Annotated in this window: 17 protein-coding genes; 11 read left to right on the top strand and 6 right to left on the bottom strand. The window is 62.6% G+C overall.

From position 1 onward, the window contains the following. Positions 1-37 precede the first annotated feature (37 nt). The 6 genes from MJP36_RS25120 (at position 38) to MJP36_RS25145 (ending at position 6004) form a co-directional block, all read left to right on the top strand. Positions 38-1228, top strand: a complete 1191-nt coding sequence (locus MJP36_RS25120; protein ID WP_244384278.1) for an MFS transporter — start codon at positions 38-40, stop codon at positions 1226-1228. After that, entirely contained in the window at positions 1225-1626 is a 402-nt protein-coding gene (locus tag MJP36_RS25125; RefSeq protein WP_244384280.1) for a DUF4440 domain-containing protein, read from the top strand. The genes MJP36_RS25120 and MJP36_RS25125 overlap by 4 nt, the downstream gene beginning before the upstream one ends. Positions 1627-1863: 237 nt before the next feature. Further along, a complete protein-coding gene (locus MJP36_RS25130) occupies positions 1864-3216 on the top strand; it encodes an efflux transporter outer membrane subunit (protein ID WP_244385664.1) in 1353 nt (450 codons plus the stop codon). Next, entirely contained in the window at positions 3216-4346 is a 1131-nt protein-coding gene (locus tag MJP36_RS25135; RefSeq protein ID WP_244384282.1) for an ABC transporter permease, read from the top strand. The genes MJP36_RS25130 and MJP36_RS25135 overlap by 1 nt, the downstream gene beginning before the upstream one ends. A 6-nt stretch (positions 4347-4352) precedes the next feature. Then, a complete protein-coding gene (locus MJP36_RS25140) occupies positions 4353-5105 on the top strand; it encodes an ABC transporter ATP-binding protein (protein WP_060753886.1) in 753 nt (250 codons plus the stop codon). After that, positions 5102-6004, top strand: coding sequence for an HlyD family secretion protein (locus tag MJP36_RS25145; RefSeq protein WP_244384284.1), 903 nt, complete (start codon positions 5102-5104; stop codon positions 6002-6004). The genes MJP36_RS25140 and MJP36_RS25145 overlap by 4 nt, the downstream gene beginning before the upstream one ends. Positions 6005-6039: 35 nt before the next feature. Here the strand turns inward: MJP36_RS25145 and MJP36_RS25150 are convergent, their stop codons facing one another. The 4 genes from MJP36_RS25150 to MJP36_RS25165 are packed head-to-tail and all read right to left on the bottom strand — an operon-like array spanning position 6040 to position 10812. Then, positions 6040-6900: an efflux RND transporter periplasmic adaptor subunit gene (locus tag MJP36_RS25150; protein ID WP_244384286.1), complete on the bottom strand. Its 861-nt coding sequence runs from the start codon at positions 6898-6900 to the stop codon at positions 6040-6042. A gap of 10 nt (positions 6901-6910) precedes the next feature. Then, entirely contained in the window at positions 6911-7111 is a 201-nt protein-coding gene (locus MJP36_RS25155; protein ID WP_060753889.1) for a DUF1656 domain-containing protein, read from the bottom strand. Beyond that, positions 7101-9290, bottom strand: a complete 2190-nt coding sequence (locus tag MJP36_RS25160) for an FUSC family protein (RefSeq protein ID WP_244384288.1) — start codon at positions 9288-9290, stop codon at positions 7101-7103. Before MJP36_RS25160 ends, MJP36_RS25155 begins: the two co-directional genes overlap by 11 nt. A 10-nt stretch (positions 9291-9300) precedes the next feature. Beyond that, a complete protein-coding gene (locus tag MJP36_RS25165; RefSeq protein WP_244384290.1) occupies positions 9301-10812 on the bottom strand; it encodes an efflux transporter outer membrane subunit in 1512 nt (503 codons plus the stop codon). 182 nt (positions 10813-10994) lie between these two features. Here MJP36_RS25165 and MJP36_RS25170 point away from each other — a divergent pair, with 182 nt between their 5' ends. The 5 genes from MJP36_RS25170 (at position 10995) to MJP36_RS25190 (ending at position 15356) form a co-directional block, all read left to right on the top strand. Beyond that, a complete protein-coding gene (locus MJP36_RS25170; RefSeq protein WP_060753892.1) occupies positions 10995-11957 on the top strand; it encodes a LysR family transcriptional regulator in 963 nt (320 codons plus the stop codon). A 69-nt stretch (positions 11958-12026) separates the two neighbouring features. After that, a complete protein-coding gene (locus tag MJP36_RS25175; RefSeq protein ID WP_244384292.1) occupies positions 12027-13001 on the top strand; it encodes a 2-hydroxyacid dehydrogenase in 975 nt (324 codons plus the stop codon). Between the two features lie 111 nt (positions 13002-13112). Beyond that, on the top strand, positions 13113-14015 hold the full coding sequence (locus MJP36_RS25180) for a chemotaxis protein (RefSeq protein ID WP_060753894.1): 903 nt from the start codon (positions 13113-13115) through the stop codon (positions 14013-14015). A gap of 3 nt (positions 14016-14018) precedes the next feature. Then, positions 14019-14501, top strand: a complete 483-nt coding sequence (locus tag MJP36_RS25185) for a GNAT family N-acetyltransferase (protein ID WP_244384294.1) — start codon at positions 14019-14021, stop codon at positions 14499-14501. A 111-nt stretch (positions 14502-14612) separates the two neighbouring features. Then, positions 14613-15356, top strand: a complete 744-nt coding sequence (locus MJP36_RS25190; RefSeq protein WP_104995552.1) for a YkgJ family cysteine cluster protein — start codon at positions 14613-14615, stop codon at positions 15354-15356. Positions 15357-15374: 18 nt separating this feature from the next. On the opposite strand, the gene MJP36_RS25195 is transcribed toward MJP36_RS25190, so the two are convergent. Further along, the gene (locus MJP36_RS25195) at positions 15375-16163 is read right to left on the bottom strand and encodes a transporter substrate-binding domain-containing protein (RefSeq protein ID WP_060753897.1); all 789 of its coding nucleotides are present in this window, start codon (positions 16161-16163) and stop codon (positions 15375-15377) included. Between the two features lie 172 nt (positions 16164-16335). Then, positions 16336-16569, bottom strand: coding sequence for a hypothetical protein (locus MJP36_RS25200; RefSeq protein ID WP_060753898.1), 234 nt, complete (start codon positions 16567-16569; stop codon positions 16336-16338). Positions 16570-16669: the final 100 nt, after the last annotated feature.

Raw genomic sequence — 16669 nt, forward strand, 5'->3', positions numbered from 1 at the left:
GGCCTACCCTGCCCGCTTCACTCGCAGGATCACGTTCATGACCTACCGCTCGAAAGTCGCCTGGATCTTTTTGCTGGGCTTCGCCCTGGACCTGGTGAACATGTTTGTCGCTACCGTCGCCTACCCGGATATCGCCCGCCAGTTACAGGCTTCGGTGACGCAACTGGCGTGGGTCAGCAACGCCTACATGCTCGGCCTCACTTTGATCATTCCATTGAGTGTGTGGCTGGCGGCGAGCCTGGGCGAGCGCACGTTGATTGCCAGCAGCCTGCTGTTGTTCGCCGGGGCTTCGGTGATGGCCGGCCAGGCAAGCTCGATCGAAGCGCTGATTGGCTGGCGTGCGTTGCAAGGCTTGGGTGGCGGGCTGCTGATTCCGGTGGGGCAAGCGATGGCTTATCGGCAATTTCCGGCAGCGGAGCGCAGCCAACTGACGGCGCGGGTGATGTCGGTGGCGTTGCTGGTGCCGGCACTGTCGCCGGCGCTGGGCGGGCTGATCGTCGACAGCGTGTCGTGGCGCTGGATCTTCTATGCCAACCTGCCGCTGGCGCTGGTCACCGGGTTGCTGACCATGCTGTGGATAAAACCTGACGTGCCGACCGCCGTGCGCCCGGCGCTGGACATCGGCAGTATTTTCAAACAAGCCGGCAGCCCGATGCTGCGGGTGGCAATGCTGGTTTATCTGTTCATTCCCGGCGTGTTTATCGGTACCAGCCTGATCGCCATTCTCTATTTGCGCAGCCTGGGTTATGACGCAACACGCACTGGCGCACTGATGTTGCCGTGGGCGCTGGCGTCGGCGCTGGCCATTTTCCTCAGCAAAAAACTGTTCAATCGTTGCGGCCCCAAACCCTTGTTGCTGATGGGAATGGCCCTGCAATGCGGCGGCATTCTCTTGCTGAACAACCCCGAACCCAGCGTGATTATTGTTGCCTATGTATTGATGGGCCTGGGTGGCAGCCTGTGTAGCAGCACCGCACAAACCCTGGCGTTTCTGGATATTCCCGCCGCCCATATGGGTCATGCCAGCGCCTTGTGGAACATCAACCGGCAAATCAGCTTCTGCCTTGGCGCCGCGGCGCTCAGTGCGCTGTTGTCGGCCTTGGATTCTTTCGCGACAACCTTCACGATAGCCGCAGCCCTGACCGTGCTGCCCGTCTTCGCAGTGTCACGCCTGGATACGTCCAGAGTCCGCGCACTGCTTCATCCTGCCAGTGAGCGACAGCCATGAATGATTACCGTATTTTTTTCGACGAAGTGATCCACACCCACATCCAGATCGAGCAATGGTTTGCCGGAGTGGCGCCTGAAGGAACATTGCAGAGCCTGCTGGCGCGCTTCTCGCCCGAATTCAGCATGGTGGCACCCGCCACCGGCGCCAGGGTGAATGCGGCCGGGGTCAATGCGCTGTTCACGCGCCTGGGTGGCATGCGTCCAGGGTTGAAAATCACCCTGAGCGAAATGACCGGGATTGATCAACACGCCAACGGTGCGACAGTCACTTACCGCGAGCTTCAGATCGATGACAGCGGTACCCGGACGGATCGGCGGGCCACCGTGGTGTTCGAGAAGCAGGCCAGCGGTGCGCTGCTATGGCGGCACCTGCATGAAACCTACTGCCAGGCGTGACTCCAGGGTCATTCATTACAGAGCAATACAATTTTGCTACAACCCTGAACGGGCGCTTTGCGTAAAGTTGCGCCCTGATTCCTGACTCAACAAACACCTCGCCCCTATCCGGCTGGTCGTTGATCGAAGTCCGCATCGATCCTCTAAAACAGTCCTGGAAGCTTCTGGGTGAAACCAATCAAGCCTTTTAACCTTTCGCGCTCTTGCCGGACGCTATGCTCACTGTCACTGCTGTTGATGGTCACGACCGGCTGTTCAGTCGCCCCCTTGCCGGCCTTGAAACCCACCCCACCCGAAGCGTGGCGCAACGCGCCGCCTCCCGGGTCGCCGCTGGCCCCCGACCTGAACCAGTGGTGGCGCGCATTCAATGACCCCAAGCTGGATGCGCTGGTGGCGCGAGCCCTGCAAAACAATCTGGATGTCGCCGCCGCCGTCGAGCGCCTGCGGGCCGCACGGGTATTGCGCCAACATGCGCAATCGCCGTATCTGCCCTCGCTGGGGATCAAGACTCACGATGCGATCAGCCCTGATACCAGCACGTCTTACTTCCTGATCGGCTTTGACGCGCAGTGGGAACTGCCGTTGTTTGGTGCCGGACAAAGCGCCGACCGCGTGGCCCAGGGTAACGAGGCGCGCATAGTTGCCGACTTGCGCAGCGTGCAGGTGTCGCTGGTGGCTGAGGTTGTGCGCCAATGGATCGAACTGCGCTCGGCGCAACAGGCAGAACGCGCGCTGCTGAGCGTGCGCGACACCCAGCATGAAAAGCTGCAACTGTTGCAGGTACGTCAGCAACTCACACTGGCGCCTCAGGGCGATGTGGCCGGCGCCGAGGCTGAACTGGCGCAGACGGAGATGCTGCTGACCGAGCCACGGCAACTGATCAACAGCCATGCGCAACAATTGGCTCTACTGACCGGGCAACCGGAACCCGACGCGGGTTGGCTGCAACCCGGCTCCGCTCCCACACTTGGCCAACGGCAAGTCAACGGCCTGCCGGCGGACCTGTTGCGCACACGTCCGGAAATTGCCGGCGCCGAGGCCGAGGTGTTGATCGCCGCCGGTGAACTCGGGTTGAGCCGTGCCGAAATGTACCCGCACCTGAGCCTGGGCACGTCGTTGCAGTGGTCGCTGAACATTGCCAGCAATCGCAAGCACACGCCCAGCGGCAACAGCATTTTCTCGGCCGGGCCCGGGATCAGTATCCCGCTGTTCGACTGGGGCCAGCGGGCCGCCGCCGCCAAATCCAGGAATCACCAGATGAAGGCCGCCGTGCTGGCGTATCGGCAAGCGGTACTGCAAGGCGTTGCCGAAGCCGAAATTGCCTTGGGCGACCTTGAGCAACTGCGTCTGCGCGAGCAGTCGGCCAAACAGGTCTATGCCGCGACACGTAGCCGCCTGGAAGCGGCGCAACAGCGCGTCCACCTGGGTTTGATGAGCCCGCTGGAACTGACGGGCGCCCAGGTCGAAACGCTGCGCGCCAAGCAACAGGCCGACAACGCGACCACCCAAAGGGATGTCGCCTACGTCGCGCTTTACAAGGCGCTCGGTGGCGCGCCGTTACCGGCGACCACGCTTAAGGATGCTGACTGATGGTGGCGCTTGCCCGTTTGACACTGGTGCATGAGTGGCGCCGCTTCCTGCCCGCGATCATCGCGGTAGGCTTTGCAGGTTTGCTGCAGTTGCTCCAGACGGCCCTGGTACTGGGCATCTTCGGCAGTGCCAGTGTGTATATCACCGGCTCCACGGCAGACCTTTGGGTTGGTTATCCCGGCACGCAAAGCGTCAACCTCGGGCGGCCGATCAATGCCGATGTAGAAATGCGCCTGCGCATGGATGCCGATATCCAGCGGGTGGAGTCGTTCCGCTGGGTGGATGCCGATTGGCGCGGTGCACGCGATACCGGTGGCGTGTCGGTCTACGTCTGCGGCATTGATGCCGGGCCCCAGGGCCTGATGTTTGAACGGACCTTGCCACCCCTGCTGCGTGCCCGCCTGGATGAGCCCGGCGCCGTGATCGTGGACCGCGCCGACCTGGACAGCCTGGGCGTCAAGCTGGGGGATAGCGCAATCATCAACGGCCAGCGCGTGCATGTGGTCGGCGTCACCAGCGGCCTGCGTGCGCTGGGCGGGGTCAACGTGCTGGCATCGCTTTCCACGGCGCAACAACTCGACGCCACCGCCACGGCGGACCGCATGACGTACCTGGTCGCCAAAGTGCGCGACCCAAGCCAGGCCGAAGCCGTTGCCGCGCGCCTGGGCGGCGGTGCCGGGTTCGGCAACTACGCAGTCTGGACCGCCCAGCAGTTCGCCCAGCGTTCGCAGATGTACTGGATGTTCGACACGGGCGCCGGTGCAGGCGTGTTGTTTCTGGCAGGCATTGTCTTTCTGGTCGGCGCCGTGATCACCAGCCAGACGCTGGTGGCCGCCATCGTCGGTTCGATCCGCGAGTACGCAACCCTGAATGCCCTTGGCGTGGGGGTCAATGCCCTGCGCAAAGTGGTAATGGAACAGGCGTTCTGGGTCGGGGCGCTGGGGCTGCTCGGCAGTTCGGTGCTGGCGGGGCTGTTCTTTGTCATGGCGGCGCACTACAACGTGCCGTTGCAACTTTCGTCCGGCGCGGCTCTGGCGTGCGTGCTGCTGAGCATGATCCTGGCACTGGTGTCGGGCCTCGCGGCCATCCGCACCTTACGCCACGCCGACCCGGCAAGCCTTCTGAGATAACTGCCCATGAGCCTCTCGACATCGGCAACCGCCATCACGCTTCAAGCCCGTGGTATCAGCAAGTCGTTTACCTCGGGCCGGATCGTGACGCCTGTGCTGCACGACATTTCCCTGGCGATACGGCCAGGGGAACTGACCCTGATCTCAGGCCCGTCCGGTTGCGGCAAAAGTACGTTGCTGGCGATCCTCAGTGGTTTGCAACGCCCCGACCAGGGCAGCGCCACCGCGTTGGGGCAAGACCTGGCAAGCCTGGACAACCAGGCACTCGAGCGTTTTCGCCTCAAGCACACCGGCTTTGTGTTCCAGGGTTTCAACCTGTTCCCGGCCCTGACCGCACTGCAACAGGTCGAACTGCCGTTGAGCTACCTGGGCCTGCCCCACAAAGAAGTACGCCAGCGCGCCATCGCGGCCCTGGAAGAAGTCGGGCTCGGTGCGCGCATGAAGCTGCGCCCGGCCGAATTGTCCGGTGGCGAAAAGCAACGTGTCGCCATCGCCCGTGCCGTGGCCAAAGAGCCCGAACTGCTGTTCGCCGACGAACCCACCAGTGCGCTCGACGCCGCCAACGGCCATATCGTGATCGACATTTTGCACAGGATCGCACGCACACACGGGACCACGGTGCTGTGTGTCAGCCACGACCCACGCCTGATCAGCAGTTCCGACCGGGTGCTGAGCATTGAAGACGGCCGCATCCTGAACGATCACTCCCAACCTTTCCCACCCGCCAAGCTGGCCGGTGCCCAGGAACATTTTGTATGAACTCGCGTTCGCTTCGCCCATGGCTGGTTCTGAGTAGCGCACTGTTGTTGCTCGCGGGTTGCTCCCGTGAAGATCAACCGGCAAACCCCGCCGCATCGGCCCCCAGCTACCTGGCGGTCGCCCGTGGCCGCATTGACGTGGAAGGCGGCCTGCTCAAGCTCGGCTTCACTTCCGACGCAGTGGTTAATGAGATCAAGGTGAAAGAAGGCGAGCAGGTCAAAAAAGGCCAACTGCTCGCCACCCTGGACAGCGAGCTGCAACAACTGGCGGTGGGTGCTGCACTGACCGGGCAACAACAGGTGCAGGTGCAAGCCAAACAACTGGCCAGGCAGCTCAAGTTCGCCGAACAGAAGGCCAAGCGCCTGACATTGGCCGCCGGAGCAGGCGCCGGCGACCAGCAAAGTGCCGATGAGGCCCATGAAGCGGTCGAGCGGCTACGTGACGAGAGCGAAACCAATAAGGTGCAAGCCGACATCGCGACGAGAAAGCTCAACGCCGCACGCTACGAACTGACCCGGCGCAGCCTCCGCGCTCCCATCGATGCCGAAGTGGTCCGTCGCCTGATCCAGCCCGGCGCGGCGGTCTCCGCGCAGTCCGGTGCGGCCTTCGTATTGCTACCGAACCAGCCGCGTATCGTACGTGCCGAGCTGAATGAGTCATTTGCCGGCGTGGTCACCCCCGGCATGCGGGCCGAAGTGACGGATGACAGCGGCAATGGTTCGGTACCGTTGTCTGCGCATGTGGTGCGCATCAGTGCGGTACTGGGCAACAGCACCCTTGAAGACGACGCCCAGGTGCGGGCCAACATGCGTACGGTCGAATGTATCCTGGCGTTCGACCAGCCCCCGCCGGCGTCACTGCGGGTCGGTCAACGCATGCTGGTGCGGTTCGGGCCGTAGGTGTGTGCATGGGCGGGCCGCGCAACGCAGCCTGCTCAACGGGTCGTCGGGTTGACGATCACCGTGCAGGTGATGCCTGCCGCCAGCAGCACGCCTTCGGGCACCTCATCGATATGAATGCGCACCGGCACCCGCTGGGCCAATCGCACCCAGTTGAAGGTCGGGTTCACATCCGCCACCAGCTCACGGCTTTCAGGGTTGTCACGATCGTAGATGCCACGTGAGATGCTTTCCACGTGCCCCTTGAGGGTCTCGCCGCTCATCAGTTGCATATCGGCTGGGTCGCCGACGTTGACGTGGGGCAACTTGGTTTCCTCGAAGAAGCCATAGACCCAGAACGAGTTCATATCCACCACGGCCATCTTGGCTTCGCCGATGCGCGCATAGTCGCCCCGATGCACGTTGAGGTTGGTCACATAACCGTCGACGGCCGCGACCACTTGAGTGCGCTTCAAGTTGAGTTCGGCAGCTTCCAGTTGCGCCAGTGAATGCTGGTAATCGGCCAATGCCGAGTCGGCAATGTTGCTGGCGTCGTCACGGTTTTCCTTGGAGATCACCAGGGCGTCGAGGTCGGCACGGCGGTGGGCATTGACCTTGCGCATTTCCCAGGTGGCTTTACGCGAGGCCACCAGCGATTGCGCCTGTTTGACCGCGATGCGGTAATGCTCGGGGTCAATCTGCATCAGCAGGTCGCCCTTTTTCACCAGTTGGTTGTCACGCACCGGCACGTCCACCACTTCGCCGGTCACGTCGGCGGCGACGTTGATGATATCGGCGCGCACACGGCCGTCGCGAGTCCACGGGGTTTGCATGTAGTGCACCCACAGCGTGCGGCCAATCCAGATGGCCAGGGCCAGCACCAGCAAGGTCGCAAGCAGACTGAAAAACTTTTTCATCGGGGCATTCTCAACGGTAGACGGTCAGCGCCAGGGCGCCGAACAGGCAAACGAACAGGCTCAGGCGCAGCAACGCCGGATGCCAGAAAAAACGGTACAGGTCGAACCCGGCCAGGAAGCGGTCCACACCCCAGGCCAGCCCCGCCGCGATCAGGAACATCAGGGTCATGGTCGGCATGTAGAGGCCGTGGAACGCGATTTCACGGGGCATGCGTGGCTCCTTGCGTGGCGCCCTTGAGGGCCGCCAGTGGTGATTGCGGGTCCAGCAGCGAGGTGCGGATAAAGTGCAGATAGCTTTTCACCCGGCGCAGGGCCGAGGTGTCGAAGTGCGGGGCGAAAGGTTCGTCGGTGGCCTGCACGCGGCTGATGGCGTGGTCGACCGCGATCAGGCCGCGCTCCAGGTTGCTCGCGCTGGGTTGCAGGAACAGTCGCACCAATGAACGGCCCATCACGCGGATCGCCTGGCGCCACGGCTGGGATTCGGCATACGCCGGGTGCACCGGCAGGATCGCCTGTTCCTTGCGCAACTCGATGATCGCGTGGCCGACTTCCAGCACCACGAACATCCAGCGCAGCAGGTCGCGCTGCACCTGCGGCTGGCCGACCGCCAGGCCGTAGGCCTGGTGCAGCAGGTCGCGGGTGCGGCTTTCGAAGCTCGACGCGAGGCCCTTGAGCTTGCCGCTGATCGCATACACCACCTGTTCACGCAGGTCCTGCTCCAGGCGACGCCACAGCCAGCGACTGTTGGGCGGCAGAATGATCGCCCCCGCCGCCGCGCACACCAGCATGCCGATGACCATCGCGATGTAGTCGTTGATGAAGCTGTAGGGGTTGTAGATCGTGAGGTTATCCGGCACCGAGCCGGTGCTGAAAAAGATCAGCAGGCCCACGCCTACGCCGGCGTATTGCGGGCGTGAAGCGAGAAACGCACCGCAGATGATGACGGGGGCGAGCATCACGCACAGCAGCGGGAAACCGTCGATCCACGGGAATACGAAAAACATTTCGACGAAGCCCACCAGCGCACCGATCAAGGTGCCGCAGGCCATCTGGAACGCCATGCGCTTGGGGTTGGGCGTCGCCGCAGACAGCCCGACCGTGGCGGCGGCGATCAAGGTCATGGTTGCGCCGCTTGGCCAGGCGGTGGCCACCCAGTAACTGCCGAGTACGATCAGGATGAACGACGCACGGATCCCGGAAGCGGCGCAGGCCAGCCAGTTGGTCTTTGGCGTATAGGGCTCGTCCCAGTCTTCCCGTGCGTGGCTGTGGTCGGCCAGGGACGCGTGGGTCAACGCGTAGTTGTGCAAGTCATCGACGAAGCGGTAAAGCAACTCGTAGGCGGTGTGGAAATCCAGTTGCTCAGCCTCGGTGGGTTCGCCCTCCTGGAAGGCCGCACGCAGGCTGCGCACCGTGGTCGGCAAGCCTTCCTTGTAGGCGCTGAGTTGGTTGGCCAGCCGTGCGGCGTCGGGGCTGGTGAGGGCACGGCCGGAAAAACCGTCGAGCACTTCGGCCAGGTCTTGCAAACCGGGCTTGATCGCCGCGACGACGTGATCAGCCTCATCGGTGCGCAGCCGCTCCAGCAATTGGTGCAAGGCGTTAAAGCGCGTGGTGATGCTCATGAACTCGCTGTTGAGGCGGCTGAGGCGCCCATTGCGCCGCCGCATATGCGGGTCTTCGAACACGGTGACGCTGCGCAGCCCTTCCAGGCCCACGGCTTCGGCGATAAAACGCACGTTGCTGGCCTCGAAGCCTTCGCGCTGGCTGCGCCCACGCAGGCCATCGGTCACGAACAAGGCAAACACGCCGAAGCGTTGGTACAGGGCATTGCGCATTGCCGCGCTGGAGGTCTGCGGCAGGAACGCCGCGCTGACCAGCGTGGAACACAGGATTCCCAGGGAGATTTCCAATACGCGCCATACCGCCGCCAAGAACGCGCCATCCGGGTGGGCCAGGGCCGGCAAGCCGACCATCGCCGCCGTGTAGCCCGCCAACACGAACCCATAGGCGCGAAAGTTGCGGTTACGCGTCGCACCGGCAGTACACAGGCCGACCCAGATCGCCAGCGCGCCGAGGAACAGTTCGGTGTTCTGCGCAAACAGGGCGATCAGCAAGACCATCACCGCCGAGCCCGCCAGGGTGCCGAGGAAACGGTAGAAGCTCTTGGCGAACACCTGCCCGCTTTGCGGCTGCATCACGATGAAAACCGTGATCATTGCCGTGCGCGGTTGCGGCAGTTCCAGGCGCATGGCCAGCCACAAGGTGAGGAACGCAGCGATCAGCACCTTGAAGATGTAGACCCAGGTCACGCCGTCGCTGCGCGCCCAGTCGAAGAAACCACGGCGCCACTCAAGGGAGTGCAGCCAGCGCAGCGGTGCAGGCAAAGGAGTCATCACAGGCTACTCAGTGGTCAAACACGGCGAGCGCCGCCGGGGTCTTGCTCGGGAGGGTCTTGGCCGGTTGCGGCACATCGCTGCCGGCCCCGAGGCCGCCACCCAGGGCGGTCACCAGTTCGGCGTGAGCGCTCAAGCGTGCGGCCTGAACCTGTTGCTCGATCTGTTGCTGGCGGAACAGCAAGGTCTGGGCATTCAACACGTTGAGGTAATCCGTGAGGCCGCGCTGGTAGGCGATCATCGCAATGTCATAGGTTTTCCGGGCCGACGCCACCGACTGCGCGGCGAAAGCCGCCTGCTTGTCCATGGACTCGCGGCGGATCAACTGGTCGCTGATGCTTTTGAGCGCGTTGACCAGGGTCTGGTTGTACTTGGCCACGGCGATGTCATAACCGGCACTCGCCTCACCCAATTGCCCGCGCAGGCGGCCACCGTCGAAAATCGGCAAGGTGATCGCCGGGCCGACGGTGTAGTTGAATTTCTGCCCACTGAGGAAGCCCAGCGCGGTGCCACCGGTGGCCATGTAGCCGAGGCTGCCGACCAGATCCACGTTGGGGTAGAAACCGGCATGGGCGACATCGATACCCCGGGCCTGGGCGGCGACCTGCCAGCGGCTGGCGACCACGTCGGGGCGCTGGCCGAGCAATTGCGCGGGCAGGCTGGACGGCAGTTTCAACGGGGCGGCGAGGGACAGCGTCGGGCGCTGCAACATCGCGCCCTCCCCCGGGCCTTTGCCGGCCAACGCCGCCAACTGGTTACGGCTCAGGGCGATTTCTTCGTCCAGGGCGTCCAGTTGGCGATGGGTTTCCGGCAATGGGGTTTCGGCCTGGCTGACGTCGAAGTGGGTGCCGATCCCCGCGTTCAGGCGCTTGTTGGCAAGCTCCAGGATCTGCTCTTGCTGGGCCAGGGTGGCGGCGACAATATCGCGGCTGGCGTAATGCAGCGACAGCTGGATATAGGCGCGCACGACGTTGTTCTGCAATTCGAGTTGGGCCTGGCGCGCCTCGGCGGCGCTCATGTGGGCCAGGTCGACAGCGCGTTCCGTGGTATTGCTTTCACGGCCCCACAGGTCGAGCGCATAGCTCAGGCCGAGCGTGGAACTGTTGTCCCAGGTGTTCGCGCCACTCAACTCGCCAGGACCGTAAAACTGGTCCTTGGGCCAGTTGTGGCGCTTGAGAGTGGTGTCGCTGTTGACCTGCAACGACTCGGCCGACTCGGCCACCCCGGCCATGGCCCGCGCCTCACGCACCCGCGCGGCGGCCATGGCCATGCTCGGGCTGTTTTGCGTGGCACGTTCAACCCAGCGGTTCAGTTGCGGGTCGTTGTAGGCTTGCCACCACTGGGCGGTGGGCCAGTGGGCGTCCTGGACGGCGTTCTGGATGGCTTCGTCGGTGGCCAGGGTATTGGCGTTGAGGACCTGGCCTTGTGGGGCAATGCCTCCGGTTCCGATGCAGCCGCTGATTGCTAACGATAAAGCCCAAACACTGAGAGTCTTCAGCTCTCTGCTGATGCGGCACGGCACGGCAAGCGAATTCCTGAGGTGGTGGTGCGGGGAAGGTGGCGCAATTCTAGGCGGCGGCATGCAGGACGATAAGCTGGTATTCCTGTGAATCTTTGTTACCGTTCAGGCGATAATCCATTGGTAGGGATCACTGGTCGGCGTAACTTTCTGTCACAATTTGTCATCTCCCCTGAGAACACTCCATGGACACTTTGCAAAACATGCGCGCGTTCAGTTGCGTCGCCGAAGCCGGCAGCTTTACCGCCGCCGCCGCGCAGCTGGATACCACCACGGCCAATGTGTCGCGCGCGGTCTCCAACCTCGAGGCCCATCTGCAAACCCGCTTGTTGAACCGCACCACCCGCCGCATCGCGCTGACCGAAGCCGGCAAACGCTATTTGCTGCGTTGCGAGCAGATCCTCGCCTATGTCGAGGAAGCCGAGGCCGAGGCCAGTGATGCGCATGCGCGCCCCGCCGGGCAACTGAAAGTGCACACCATGACCGGCATCGGCCAGCATTTCGTGATCGACGCGATTGCCCGCTACCGGCGTACCCACCCCGACGTGACCTTCGACCTGACCCTGGCCAACCGTGTGCCGGACCTGCTCGACGAGGGTTACGACGTATCGATCGTACTGGCCAGCGAGCTGCCGGATTCGGGTTTTGTATCCCAACGCCTGGGCATCACCTACAGCATTGCGTGTGCCTCGCCGGACTACGTCAAGGCCAAGGGTTGCGCGCAGCGCCCACAGGACTTGCTCAACCATGCCTGCCTGCGCCTGGTCAGCCCGGTGATCCAACTGGATAAATGGACCTTCAATGGCCCTGAAGGCCAGGAAAGCGTGGCGATCAACACCTCGCCGTTCCTGGTGAATTCGGCCGATGCGATGAAAACCGCCATCACCAGCGGCATGGGCGTCGGTCTGCTGCCGGTGTACGCCGCCATCGAAGGCCTGCGCAACGGCACATTGGTCCGGGTCATGCCGACCTACCGCTCGCAAGAGCTGAACCTGTACGCCATCTACCCTTCGCGCCAATACCTGGATGCGAAGATCAAGACCTGGGTGGAATACCTGCGCGGGTCGTTGCCGGAGATCCTGGCGGCGCACCAGGCGGAGCTGGCCGCGTATGAGCTGAGCAGCGGCGTTCGCCTCGCGACTTTGTAGTGGTGTTGCGTTGAGGGGATAAATGTTAGCGTGCTTGGCATTCTTCCGTAGTCGATGAGCCCGCCTGCAATGAAAAAGACTGTCCTTGCCTTCAGCCGTATCACCCCGCCCATGATCGAACGCCTGCAACAGGAGTTCGAGGTGATCGTGCCCGACCCCAAGCGCGGCGACATCAACGCTCAATTCAATGACGCCCTGCCCCATGCCCACGGCCTGATTGGCGTGGGCCGCAAGCTGGGCCGTGCGCAACTCGAAGCGGCGAGCAAGCTGGAAGTCGTGTCCAGTGTCTCGGTGGGCTACGACAACTATGACCTGCCCTACTTCAACGAGCGCGGGATCATGCTCACCAATACCCCCGATGTACTCACCGAAAGCACCGCCGACCTGGCCTTCGCCCTGCTGATGAGCAGCGCGCGCCGCGTGGCCGAGCTGGATGCCTGGACCAAGGCCGGCCAGTGGAAAGCCAGCGTCGGCGCACCGTTGTTCGGCTGCGATGTGCACGGCAAGACCCTCGGTATCGTGGGCATGGGTAATATTGGCGCAGCGGTGGCCCGACGCGGTCGCCTGGGTTTCAATATGCCGATCCTGTACAGCGGCAATAGTCGCAAGACGGCGCTGGAGCAGGAGCTGGGCGCGCAGTTCCGTAGCCTGGACCAATTGCTGGCCGAAGCCGACTTCGTGTGCCTGGTGGTGCCGTTGAGCGAAAAGACCCGCCACCTGATCAGCACCCGCGAGCTGGGGCTGATGAAGTCCAGCGCGATCCTGATCAATATTTCCCGTGGGCCTGTCGTCGATGAACCGGCGCTGATCGAGGCCCTGCAAAACCGGCAAATTCGCGGTGCCGGTCTGGATGTGTATGAACAGGAGCCATTGGCCGAGTCGCCGTTGTTCCAACTGAGCAATGCCGTGACGCTGCCGCACATCGGCTCGGCGACCCATGAAACCCGCGAAGCCATGGCCAACCGTGCCTTGGATAACCTGCGCAGCGCCTTGCTGGGGCAGCGTCCGCAGGATTTGGTGAACCCACAAGTGTGGAAGGGCTGATACAGATCCAAGGTGGGGGGAGCCGGCCCGCAACAAAATCCGGTTAAAGCCTGGCTCCCCCAAGTCGATAACCTGCTACAGATCACACTCCCTGATCCACAGAAGGTTTTTATGTCCACCACCAAAGCCCGCGCAGACTCACTCTCGCTTCTGCTCTTTACCTTGCGCAGCGGCAAGCTGATGGCGATCAACCTGCTGAAAGTCAGTGAAATCATCCCCTGCCCGCCGTTGACCCGGCTGCCGGAGTCGCACCCCCACGTCAAAGGCATCGCCACCTTGCGCGGCGCTTCGCTGTCGGTGATCGACCTGAGCCGCGCCCTGGGGGAAATGCCCCTGCAAGACCCCGACGGCGGCTGCCTGATCGTCACCGATGTCAGCCGCTCCAAGCAGGGCCTGCATGTGCAGGCGGTGAGCAAGATCGTGCACTGCCTGACCACCGATATCCGCCCACCGCCCTATGGCTCCGGTGGCAACCGTGCCTTTATCACCGGGGTTACCCAGGTGGAAGGCGGGTTGGTGCAAGTGCTGGATATCGAGAAAGTCATCCACGGCATCGCCCCGGCCCCGATTGAAGCGGCGCCGACCGACCTGACCATGGAAGAAGCCGAAGTCCTCGGCCATGCCCGCATCCTGGTGGTGGATGACAGCCAGGTCGCCTTGCAACAGTCGGTACATACCCTGCGCAACCTCGGCTTGACCTGCCACACCGCCCGCAGCGCCAAGGAAGCGATTGATGTGCTGCTGGAGCTGCAAGGCACTGACGCGCAGATCAACGTGCTGGTGTCGGACATCGAGATGTCTGAAATGGACGGTTACGCCCTCACCCGCACCTTGCGCGAAACTCCGGACTTCCAGGACCTTTATGTGCTGCTGCATACCTCCCTGGACAGCGCGATGAACAGCGAGAAAGCGCGCTTGGCCGGGGCCAACGCGGTGCTGACCAAGTTCTCCTCGCCAGACCTGACCAAATGCCTGGTGGTCGCCGCCCAGAGCGTGGCGCAAAAAGGTCTGTGAGGCATGCGGGAATACTTCCAGCTGCTGCGCCGTGACCTGACGGGCAGCCTGCCCGCGCCACAGTGGCCGGCGGGTATTGAGCTGGATCATTACCGCGCCGAACTGGCCCCAACCATCCATTCAGTCTTGCGCCTGACCCAGGACCAGGGTGGCGGTCGCGTGCCCAGCCTGGAGCAATGGCAACATCAATTCATCACGGATGCCGAGTTCGACCCGACGCTGTGCCTGGTGGCCTGTAACGCTGACGGCGTGCTCGGCGTGGCTCAATGCTGGACCAGCGCCTTTATCAAGAACCTCTCGATTCACCCCTGCGCCCAAGGTCAGGGGCTGGGGCGTGCGTTGTTGCTGCAGGCCTTTGCAGTGTTCAAGCAACGCGGCGAACCCTATGTGGACCTCAAGGTGCTGGAGAGCAACCTGCGCGCGCGGCAGCTCTATGAAAGCGCAGGCATGAGATTTGTCCTACGCGATGTAGTGATAGAGGACTGACAGGCACTGGCGTGTAACTTGCTTCAAGAGAGCCCGAATGGTGGATAGAGGTAAAAAACCCGTCACCGTTCCTGCGTGCCCTCTGACCTTGCCTGGTGACAGAACTTGCCCATGAACACTCATTTTTCCTGCGTAGGTTGCGGCAAGTGCTGCACCGACCACCACGTCCCCCTGACCCTCGACGAAGCCCGGCAATGGGCGGCGGATGGCGGTAATGTGATCGTTCTTGTAGAAGGTTTCCTGGCCAGTGGCCTGGGGGTGCCGCAGCAGCAGCGCGAACACGCCGAGCGCCGTTCGGTAAAAGTGCCCAGCGGCAATACCGAGGCATTAGTGGCAATCACCTTTGCCGCCTACAACGCCGGGCGCTGCCGGAATCTTGACGAAGACAACCGCTGCGGCATCTACGAGCGGCGCCCGCTGGTGTGTCGGATCTACCCGATGGAAATCAACCCGCATATTCCGCTGAACCCGGCGGCCAAGGATTGCCCACCGGAATCCTGGGAACAAGGGCCGGCCCTGATCGTCGGGGGTGAGCTGACGGACCCTGCGTTGGCGGAGCTGATTCGTCGCTCACGCCAGGCTGACCGTGATGATGTACAGACCAAAGAGGCGGTGTGCGCCTTACTCGGCATCCGCACCACAGCGCTGAAGGGTGACGGTTTTACGGCCTACTTACCGGACATGCACGCCTTTACCCAGGCGATCGAGCTGGCGGTTGATCAGCCGTATGCGGCCCATGAGTGGGTGTTTCATGTGTCCGGGATGGATATCGCCGAACAGGTGCTGGATGCCGGGGCACAAATCGTTACCGAAGTGCCTGCCAACTATGCATTCATCTCCTTGCGCGCCGCCTGACCCTGGGGAAACGGGCGATCATGGACAGGCATGCAGCCCGTTAACAGGGTAAGAGTGCAGGATGCGTCGGTACTCGCCGTTCTGCATCAGTTGTTCGAGCGCACGGTTGAGTTCACTGCGTAACGCCGTATCGGGCTTACGCACCGCAATCGCCACGCTGTTACCCAATAGTTGCGACGAGACGACGGGGCCGAGGAAGTCGAAGCCCAGGCCGTCGGGTGTGTCGAGCAGCGCTTCACGGATTTCGACGGTACCTTGCAACGTCGCATCGATATCGCCCGCGACCAGGCTGCGAACCAGCTGGTCATTGAGCCAGAAACTCTTGATGGTCACCCCTGCCGGCGCCCACTGCGAGAGGGCAAAGGCTTCACGGTTACTTTTCACCAGGACGCCGACACGCTTGCCCTTGAGCGATCGCCGATCCGGAGTCAGACCCGATGATCTACGGGCCACCAGGCGGGTGGTGATCGGGTAGAGATCATCCGTGAAGTTCACCCACTGGCGCCGGGCCGATGTCGGCGCCATGCCCATGATCGCATCGAATTGCCGGGCTTCAAGGGCTGGGAAGTTTTCCACAACCACCTGGTCGACCCAGGTACAACGCACATTGAGCTGCACGCACAGGGCGTTGCCCAATTCGATATTCAGCCCCACCAGTTGGCCTTGCTGATTGCGGCTTTGAAACGGGGGAAAATGCGCGGCGACGGCAAAACGGATTTCGTGTCTGGGTGGATCACTGGCAGTGGCAGTGCTGAACATGACGAGCAGCAGTAATACGGCAAACGCAACACAGAGCTGTTTCAGCATCAGGGGGATATCCTTTCCGGAAAAGCCAGGCTCATCTCACCTGCGCTCCGGCAAAAACAGCCGGAGCGAAGCGGATACCGTGCAAGCTTTCAAGAAAGGTCTGCGGGCCGACAATACGAAATTTCAGCTATTGCCGTAGGCAATGATCGGTATTGCCCGCGAATTTTTACTCTTAACGTTTACCCATGGAACGGCGAGTACCGGGTGGCGCCATACCTGGCGTCTTGGTATGACCGTTCTTGACACCGCCCTTGTACCAAGGCTGGCCGGCATTCTTGGCCCCGGCCAGTTCACCCGGCTTGAAAGGGAACTTGAAAGCCGGGATCTCGGCTTTTTCAACGCCGTCGGCATTGGCCGTATCAACGAGGTCGGTCGCTTCAACAGCGGGTTGGGTCGGGGAAGTCATGAAAGCTCCGGAGCGGGCAAAAAATGGAGAGGGACCGGCTTGCAGGCCACACTGGCGCGCAGTATACCTGCGGCCCTCGTATCTTTATCTATTGTCGTAC

The sequence above is a fragment of the Pseudomonas palleroniana genome, from assembly GCF_022836895.1.
Taxonomy (GTDB): Bacteria; Pseudomonadota; Gammaproteobacteria; order Pseudomonadales; family Pseudomonadaceae; genus Aquipseudomonas; species Aquipseudomonas palleroniana.

What these genes read in the sequence shown, in the direction of transcription:
- MJP36_RS25120 (WP_244384278.1), top strand. Translation starts at nt 38, where the DNA reads ATGACCTACCGCTCGAAAGTCGCCTGGATCTTTTTGCTGGGCTTCGCC.
- MJP36_RS25125 (WP_244384280.1), top strand. Translation starts at nt 1,225, where the DNA reads ATGAATGATTACCGTATTTTTTTCGACGAAGTGATCCACACCCACATC.
- MJP36_RS25130 (WP_244385664.1), top strand. Translation starts at nt 1,864, where the DNA reads ATGGTCACGACCGGCTGTTCAGTCGCCCCCTTGCCGGCCTTGAAACCC.
- MJP36_RS25135 (WP_244384282.1), top strand. Translation starts at nt 3,216, where the DNA reads ATGGTGGCGCTTGCCCGTTTGACACTGGTGCATGAGTGGCGCCGCTTC.
- MJP36_RS25140 (WP_060753886.1), top strand. Translation starts at nt 4,353, where the DNA reads ATGAGCCTCTCGACATCGGCAACCGCCATCACGCTTCAAGCCCGTGGT.
- MJP36_RS25145 (WP_244384284.1), top strand. Translation starts at nt 5,102, where the DNA reads ATGAACTCGCGTTCGCTTCGCCCATGGCTGGTTCTGAGTAGCGCACTG.
- MJP36_RS25150 (WP_244384286.1), bottom strand. Translation starts at nt 6,900, where the DNA reads ATGAAAAAGTTTTTCAGTCTGCTTGCGACCTTGCTGGTGCTGGCCCTG.
- MJP36_RS25155 (WP_060753889.1), bottom strand. Translation starts at nt 7,111, where the DNA reads ATGCCCCGTGAAATCGCGTTCCACGGCCTCTACATGCCGACCATGACC.
- MJP36_RS25160 (WP_244384288.1), bottom strand. Translation starts at nt 9,290, where the DNA reads ATGACTCCTTTGCCTGCACCGCTGCGCTGGCTGCACTCCCTTGAGTGG.
- MJP36_RS25170 (WP_060753892.1), top strand. Translation starts at nt 10,995, where the DNA reads ATGGACACTTTGCAAAACATGCGCGCGTTCAGTTGCGTCGCCGAAGCC.
- MJP36_RS25175 (WP_244384292.1), top strand. Translation starts at nt 12,027, where the DNA reads ATGAAAAAGACTGTCCTTGCCTTCAGCCGTATCACCCCGCCCATGATC.
- MJP36_RS25180 (WP_060753894.1), top strand. Translation starts at nt 13,113, where the DNA reads ATGTCCACCACCAAAGCCCGCGCAGACTCACTCTCGCTTCTGCTCTTT.
- MJP36_RS25185 (WP_244384294.1), top strand. Translation starts at nt 14,019, where the DNA reads ATGCGGGAATACTTCCAGCTGCTGCGCCGTGACCTGACGGGCAGCCTG.
- MJP36_RS25190 (WP_104995552.1), top strand. Translation starts at nt 14,613, where the DNA reads ATGAACACTCATTTTTCCTGCGTAGGTTGCGGCAAGTGCTGCACCGAC.
- MJP36_RS25195 (WP_060753897.1), bottom strand. Translation starts at nt 16,163, where the DNA reads ATGCTGAAACAGCTCTGTGTTGCGTTTGCCGTATTACTGCTGCTCGTC.
- MJP36_RS25200 (WP_060753898.1), bottom strand. Translation starts at nt 16,569, where the DNA reads ATGACTTCCCCGACCCAACCCGCTGTTGAAGCGACCGACCTCGTTGAT.